Genomic DNA, 7,286 nt, shown 5'->3' with positions numbered 1-7,286 from the left:
CTACACGCGCTCCACGCTCGTCGCCTACGACTGGGACGGCGAGAGCCTCTCGGAGCGCTGGTACGTCGACAGCGGGCAACGCGACGACGAGCACCCGGGCCGGGGCGCGGCGTCCGGGCCGGCGGGCCGGCGGGGGGCGGGGCAGGCACCCGTGTCGCAGCGCGCAGCCAGGAGGATGACGCTTTCCCAGGACGATATGACGGGAATCGCCCTGGGAAAGCGTCATCCTCCTGGCGCCGGCGCCGGCGAAGGCGTCGATGCCCGCACGGTCAAGGCGCCGTCCCGCCGGACCCCGACCCGGACGCCGCGCCCCGGCCCGGGTGCTCGTCGTCGCGTGCACAGGCGGCTTCGATCGGCGCGTCCCGCACGGTCGGCAGTCCCTCGCCCCCATGACGACGGCCATCCGTCGATGCTCGGAGGATGGACCTGCACGAGGCACTGGCGCGGCACGGGGGCATCGCCCGCTCTGCATCGCTCGTCGCCGAGGGTGTGCCGCGATCGCGGATACGTCGCGCCGTGGCCGCATGAGAGGTGCAGTCGCCCCGACGGGGGTGGATCGCCCAGAAGGGGGTGGACCCGGCGCTGATCGCCGCAGCGCGGATCGGAGTGGTCGTCTCATGCGTCTCGCAAGCGAGGCGTCTCGAGCTCTGGACGCACCCCTCGAACCAGTGGCATGTCGCGGCGGCGCCGCACACCGCGCTGCTTCAGCAGACCGACGCACACGTGCACTGGTCGACGCCGCTCGTACCGCGACCGCCCGGCGTGTTCGAGGACTCGATCGAGAACGTCCTCGCGCTCGTCGCCGCGTGCCAGCCTCGCGAGCACGCCCTGGCGATCTGGGAATCGGCTCTCAGCAGGGGCCTGGCCGACCGCGAGACGATGTCGGGCTACCCACTCCGACCCGCGGCGCGCGAGCTGTGCGAGCTCATGATGCCGTTCGCCGATTCGGGCCTCGAGACGATCGTCATCCCGCGCCTGCGATGGCTGAGGCTCCCGATGCGCCGTCAGATCTGGATCGCCGGTCACCGCGTCGACCTGCTCATCGGGGAGCGACTCGTCCTGCAGATCGACGGCGGAACCCACGTCGACGCGCAGCGGATGATCGACAACGAGCACGATGCGGCGTTGCGGCTCATGGGCTACCACGTGATCCGCGTCGGGCGAAGGCAGATCCTCGACGACTGGGCGACCGTGCAGGACCTCGTCATGCGCGCCGTAGCCCAGGGACTCCATCGCGCGCCGCGGGGATGACGAGAACCCGCCCTCGCGCCTCAGCCCTTCACGTCGATGCCCGCGGCCGCCGCGAACGCGGGAGCGAGCATCCGCACCTGGTCGTCCGTGAGCGTGGCGCCGCGCAGGGCGAGCACGTCGAGGTAGGACAGCGCGTCGAGCCCGCGCAGGTCGAGGTCGGCGGCGCGCATGCCGCGCGGGTCGACCTCGTCGGCCCGACAGCCCTCGAACGCCACCCGCGTCAGGCGCGCCTGCGGCAGATCGATCGCGCGGATGGTGCTGTCGACGATGCGCACATCCTCCAGTCGTGCGCCCGCGAACGAGAGGTAGTCCACGCGCACGTCGCGCAGCTCGAGCTCCGCGACGCCCGCGTCCGCGAGGTCGAGCGTCCCGATGCGGCCGCCCGTGATGCGCAGCCGACGGATGGTCGCGTCGCGGGCGACGACGGAGACGGCGCGGATGTCGGAGATCTCGACGTCGATGAGCGTCGCGCCGCGCAGGGCGAGGGTCTCGACCGACGGAGCGGCGATGACACACTCCTCGAGCGACGCGTGCTCGAGGTCGACGTCGCCCGCGAGACCCGCCAGGCGCGACCGCTGCAGGTCCGCGTATCGCCGGGGGATGGCGTCCTCGAGGGCGTCCGGCAGATCCGGTGCGCTCACGCGCGGGGCGATCGGGCGATCCTGCTTCCTGGCCATCCGTCGACACTACGCGCCCGCGCCGACACGCCGTGCGCACCGGCGCCCGGCGGCGGTAGGATGGGAGCATCGGCACCGATCCGGCCATCACCGGGGAGCTCGCGGAAGAACGGGAACGCAAGGACCTCAGTAGAACCGCGCGGGGCAGGCCCGTCACAGCCGCAGTGAGAGCGGCGTCGCATGCGGCGCAACGCGGGGTGGTACCGCGGCTCCTGCCGTCTCGTCGGCGGAGGTCGTCCTCGCAGTCCCCTAGGAACTGCTGGAGTGAGATGACCTACCCGAAGTCCTCGTTCGGCCCCGCCGCCGACAAGAGCACCGTCGTGCCGAGCCCCCGCTTCCCCGAGATCGAGCGCGAGATCCTCGACTTCTGGGCCGCGGACGACACCTTCCGTGCGTCGATCGCGCAGCGCGAGGGCGCCGAGGAGTGGGTCTTCTACGACGGGCCGCCGTTCGCGAACGGCCTGCCGCACTACGGGCACCTCCTCACCGGGTACGCGAAGGACCTCTTCCCGCGCTTCCAGACGATGCGCGGGCGCAAGGTCGACCGCGTGTTCGGCTGGGACACCCACGGGCTCCCCGCCGAGCTCGAGGCGATGAAGCAGCTCGGCATCACCGAGAAGCACGAGATCCTCGAGATGGGGATCGACGCGTTCAACGCCAAGGCCCGCGACTCCGTGCTCGCCTACACGCGCGAGTGGGAGGACTACGTCACCCGCCAGGCGCGCTGGGTGGACTTCGAGCGCGGCTACAAGACGCTCGACACGACGTACATGGAGAGCGTCCTCTGGGCGTTCAAGACGCTGTTCGACAAGGGCCTCGCCTACGAGGGCTACCGCGTGCTCCCGTACTGCTGGCGCGACCAGACGCCGCTGTCGAACCACGAGCTGCGCATGGACGACGACGTCTACAAGATGCGGCAGGACCCGTCGGTCACGGTGACCTTCCCGCTCGTCGGCGAGAAGGCAGCGGCGCTGGGCATCGAGGGCGCGCGCGCCCTGGCCTGGACGACGACCCCGTGGACGCTGCCGACGAACATGTCCCTCGCGGTCGGCCCGGAGATCGTGTACGCGGTCGTCCCGGTCGGCCCGAACGGGGCAGGCGAGGCGGCGGATGGCGCGGAGTTCCTGCTCGCGGAGGACCTCCTCGGCGGCTATGCCAAGGACCTCGGCTACGACGACGCGGCCGCCGCGCGCGAGGCCGTGCGCGTCCGCGTCACGGGCGAGCAGCTCCGCGACGTCGCCTATGAGCGGCTGTGGGACTACTTCGCCGACGCCGAGACCTGGGGCACGCAGCGCGCGTGGCGGATCCTCGTCGACGACTACGTCACCACCGGCGACGGCACGGGCATCGTCCACCAGGCTCCCGCCTACGGTGAGGACGACAAGCGCCTCAACGACGCCGCGGGCATCCCCACCATCGTGTCGCTCGGCGACGACGGCCGGTTCCTCGACATCGTCCCGGACGTCGCTGGCGAGCTCTGGCTCGACGCGAACACCCCGCTCGTGCGCCTGCTGCGCCAGGGCGGGCGGCTCCTGCGCCTGCAGTCGTACGAGCACTCGTACCCGCACTGCTGGCGCTGCCGGAACCCGCTCATCTACAAGGCCGTGTCGAGCTGGTTCATCCGGGTGACCGACTTCCGCGACCGCCTCGTCGAGCTCAACGAGCAGATCACGTGGGCGCCCGAGAACGTCAAGCACGGCCAGTTCGGGAAGTGGGTCGAGGGCGCGCGCGACTGGTCGATCAGCCGCAACCGCTTCTGGGGCTCGCCGATCCCCGTGTGGAAGTCGGATGACCCGAATCACCCCCGCGTGGACGCCTACGGCTCGCTCGAGGAGCTCGAGCGCGACTTCGGCCGCCTCCCGCGCAACGAGAAGGGCGAGGTCGACCTGCACCGCCCGTACATCGACGAGCTCACGCGCCCGAACCCCGACGACCCGACGGGGAAGAGCACGATGCGCCGCATCGAGGACGTCTTCGACGTCTGGTTCGACTCGGGCTCGATGCCGTTCGCGCAGGTGCACTACCCGTTCGAGAACAAGGACTGGTTCGAGACGCACGCCCCGGCCGACTTCATCGTCGAGTACATCGGGCAGACGCGCGGCTGGTTCTACGTCATGCACGTGCTCTCGGGCGCGCTGTTCGACCGGCCCGCCTTCACGGGCGTCTCGTGCCACGGCATCGTGCTCGGCAACGACGGCCAGAAGATGTCGAAGTCGCTGCGGAACTACCCCGACGTGTCGGAGGTCTTCGACCGCGACGGGTCGGATGCCATGCGCTGGTTCCTCATGTCGTCGAGCGTGCTGCGCGGCGGCAACCTCGTCGTGACCGAGGAGGGAATCCGCTCGGGCGTGCGCGAGTTCCTCCTCCCGCTGTGGAACTCGTGGTACTTCTTCGCGACGTACGCGAACGCCGCAGCGGGCCCGGATGGCGCGGGCTACGAGGCCACGCGGCGCACGGACTCGACGGATGTGCTCGACCGCTACATCCTCGCGCTCACGGGCGACCTCGTGCGCGACGTCGCGGCCGACCTCGACCAGCTCGACTCCACGACGGCCTCGGCGCGGCTGCGCGACTTCGCCGAGGTCCTCACGAACTGGTACATCCGCCGCTCGCGGGACCGCTTCTGGCTCGGCGTCACGGACGACCCGCGCAGCCGCGAGGCCTTCGACACGCTCTACACCGTGCTCGAGACGCTCACGCGCGTCGCGGCGCCGCTCATCCCGCTCGTGAGCGAGCGCGTGTGGCAGGGGCTCACGGGCGGACGCAGCGTGCACCTCGAGGACTGGCCAGATGCCGCCGAGTTCGCCGATGCGGCCGACATCCGGACGGCCATGGACGCCGTGCGCGAGGCCTCGAGCGTCGCGAACGCGCTCCGCAAGAAGGAGGGGCTGCGCGTGCGCCTTCCGCTCGCGAAGCTGACCGTGGTGACCGCGAACGCAGAGGCGCTCGCGCAGTTCGACGACATCCTGCGCGACGAGCTCAACGTGAAGGCCGTCGAGCTCGTGGAGCTCGGCGACGACACGGCGGCCCAGTACGGCATCTCGCACCGCCTCACGGTCAACGCGCGTGCCGCGGGACCGCGTCTGGGCAAGCAGGTGCAGCAGGTCATCCGCGCCGCGAAGTCGGGCGCCTGGACCGAGCAGGACGGCGTCGTGACCGCCGACGGCATCGCCCTCGAGCCGGGGGAGTACGAGCTCGCGCTCGACACGTCGGGCCGGCCGGATGGCGAGGCGATCGCGACCCTGCCGTCGGGCGGCTTCGTGCTGCTCGACACGACGACGACGCCCGAGCTCGAGGCCGAGGGCCTCGCCCGCGACGTCGTGCGCGCCGTGCAGGACACGCGCAAGGCCGCGGGCTTCGAGGTGAGCGACCGCATCCGCCTGCAGCTCGCGTTCGCGTCGGCCGACGACGCCGCTGCCGTGCGCCGCGCGTGGGATGTCGCCGACGTCGCGGGGGAGACCCTCGCCGTCGAGCACGCGGTCGTCGAGGGCTCGACGACCGACGCCGCGGAGCACACGGCGACCGTGCCCGCGGGAACCTACGCGAACGCGGGCGACTTCGCCGTCGCCGTCTCGCGAGTGGGGAGCGCCGCGTGAGCGCGAACGACCGGGCCAGGGCCGACGCCGTCTACGACGCGCTGCTGGCGAGGGCGGGGGAGCAGTGGGTGCAGCCGCGTGTCGAGCGCGTCGGCCGCATCCTCGAGCTCCTCGACGACCCGCAGCGCACCTACCGGGTCGTGCACATCACGGGGACGAACGCGAAGACCTCGACGGCACGGATCATCGAGAGCCTCATCCGCGCGCACGGCCTCCGAACGGGGCTGTTCACGAGCCCGCATCTCACCCGCTTCACCGAGCGGATCCTCATCGACGGCGAGCCGATCGCGGATGCGGCGATCGCCGACGCCTGGGACGAGATCGAGCCCTTCGTCGGGATCGTCGACGCCGAGCTCGAGGCCCGCGGCGACGCGCGCCTGACGTTCTTCGAGCTCCTCACCGTGCTCGCGTTCGTCGCGTGCGCGGACGCGCCCGTCGACGTGCTCGTGCTCGAGGTGGGGATGGGCGGCAGCTGGGACTCCACGAACACGGCCGACGGCGACGTCGCGGTGCTCACGCCCATCGACATCGATCACGTGAGCCGCCTGGGATCGACCGTGGAGGAGATCGCCGAGGTCAAGGCCGGCATCATCAAGGACGGCGCGTCGGTCGTCTCCGCCGTCCAGCGTCCCGAGGCCGAGGCCGTCATCCGCCGCGTCGCCGCGCAGAGGAACGCGACCGTCGCGTTCGAGGGGCAGGACTTCGCCCTCGTCGACGACCGGCTCGCGGTCGGCGGCCAGCTCATCTCCGTCAAGGGCCTCGCCGGCTCGTACGACGAGGAGTACCTCCCGCTCTACGGACGTCATCAGGGGCAGAACGCCGCGGTCGCGATCGCGGCGGTCGAGGCCCTGATCGGCGCGGGCAGCCAGGTGATCGCGTCGGGCGTGCTCACCGACGGGCTCCAGCAGGCGACCTCGCCGGGTCGGCTCCAGCTCGTCGGCATCGAGCCGACCGTCGTCGTGGACGCCGCGCACAACCCGCACGGCGCGCGCGCCCTCGCGGCCGCGCTGAAGGAGTCGTTCGACTTCGACGAGTGGGGCGTCGTCCTCGGCGTCCTCGACGACAAGGACGCCGCGGGCATCGTGGCCGCGCTCGCCCCGGTCGCCGCGCACGTCTTCGCCACGGCTCCGTCGTCGGATCGCGCGAGCGACGCGGATCGGCTCGCCGACATCGCGGAGGCCGCGGGCCTCCGCGTCACGGTGCACTCCGGCGTCTACGACGCGGCAGAGGCGGCTCGCGCGTGGGCGCAGGAGGCGCCGCGGCGCGCGGTCGCGATCGCGGGCTCCGTCGTGCTCGCGGGAGAGGCCGTCCTGCTCGCGCAGGAGGAGGAGTGGAAGCCGGTGAGCGGCGCGTGACGGGCGCCGCGCGCCGGGCGCCGCGCTACCGCGCCCTGCCCGAGAAGATCGGCTCGATCGTCCTCGTGTTCGAGGCGGTCGTCGTGTTCCTCGCCGGCCTGTCGATCTACGGGCTCCGCGCGCTTCCCGAGCCGATCGCCCCGTGGTGGGGGATCGTCGCGGGCGCCGTCGTCGCCATCCTGATGGTGCTCACGAGCGGCCTGCTCCGGCACCGCTGGGGGTTCGCGGTCGGATGGGCGCTCCAGGTCGTGACCGCCCTCGGCGCGCTCTTCGTGCCCGCGATCCTGCTCGTCACGCTCGTGTTCGGCGGCATGTGGGCGTATGCGACGATCGGAGGGGCGCGGATCGAGCGGCGCGTCTCCGCGCAGCGCGCCGCGGCCGAGTCCGAGACCGACTGACCGGCACCC

General features: G+C 71.9%; 5 protein-coding genes. 4 read left to right on the top strand and 1 reads right to left on the bottom strand.

All coding sequences use genetic code 11. From position 1 onward, the window contains the following. Window positions 1-570: 570 nt before the first annotated feature. Window positions 571-1,251, top strand: a complete 681-nt coding sequence (locus ACOWU6_RS12600) for an endonuclease domain-containing protein (protein ID WP_421075890.1) — start codon at window positions 571-573, stop codon at window positions 1,249-1,251. Between the two features lie 20 nt (window positions 1,252-1,271). On the opposite strand, the gene ACOWU6_RS12595 is transcribed toward ACOWU6_RS12600, so the two are convergent. Then, on the bottom strand, window positions 1,272-1,928 hold the full coding sequence (locus ACOWU6_RS12595; protein WP_421075889.1) for a pentapeptide repeat-containing protein: 657 nt from the start codon (window positions 1,926-1,928) through the stop codon (window positions 1,272-1,274). Between the two features lie 269 nt (window positions 1,929-2,197). Here ACOWU6_RS12595 and ileS point away from each other — a divergent pair, with 269 nt between their 5' ends. Genes ileS through ACOWU6_RS12580 form a run of 3 tightly spaced genes read left to right on the top strand, consistent with a single transcriptional unit; the run spans window position 2,198 to window position 7,277 of the window. Next, window positions 2,198-5,524: an isoleucine--tRNA ligase gene (gene ileS, locus ACOWU6_RS12590; RefSeq protein WP_324014666.1), complete on the top strand. Its 3,327-nt coding sequence runs from the start codon at window positions 2,198-2,200 to the stop codon at window positions 5,522-5,524. Further along, window positions 5,521-6,879 (top strand): bifunctional folylpolyglutamate synthase/dihydrofolate synthase, encoded by a 1,359-nt coding sequence (locus tag ACOWU6_RS12585; protein ID WP_421075888.1) that lies wholly within the window; start codon window positions 5,521-5,523, stop codon window positions 6,877-6,879. The genes ileS and ACOWU6_RS12585 overlap by 4 nt, the downstream gene beginning before the upstream one ends. After that, window positions 6,855-7,277 (top strand): DUF4233 domain-containing protein, encoded by a 423-nt coding sequence (locus tag ACOWU6_RS12580; RefSeq protein ID WP_421075887.1) that lies wholly within the window; start codon window positions 6,855-6,857, stop codon window positions 7,275-7,277. Before ACOWU6_RS12585 ends, ACOWU6_RS12580 begins: the two co-directional genes overlap by 25 nt. The last annotated feature ends 9 nt before the right edge of the window (window positions 7,278-7,286 follow it).

The sequence above is a fragment of the Microbacterium sp. SA156 genome (genome assembly GCF_049065455.1).
Taxonomy (GTDB): Bacteria; Actinomycetota; Actinomycetes; order Actinomycetales; family Microbacteriaceae; genus Microbacterium; species Microbacterium barkeri.
The sequence above is the reverse complement of the archived record's forward strand: the minus strand, read 5'-3'. Positions and strand labels throughout refer to the sequence as shown.

Coding starts and splice junctions, on each gene's coding strand:
- ACOWU6_RS12595 (WP_421075889.1), bottom strand. CDS start 1,928: ATGGCCAGGAAGCAGGATCGCCCGATCGCCCCGCGCGTGAGCGCACCG.
- ileS (WP_324014666.1), top strand. CDS start 2,198: ATGACCTACCCGAAGTCCTCGTTCGGCCCCGCCGCCGACAAGAGCACC.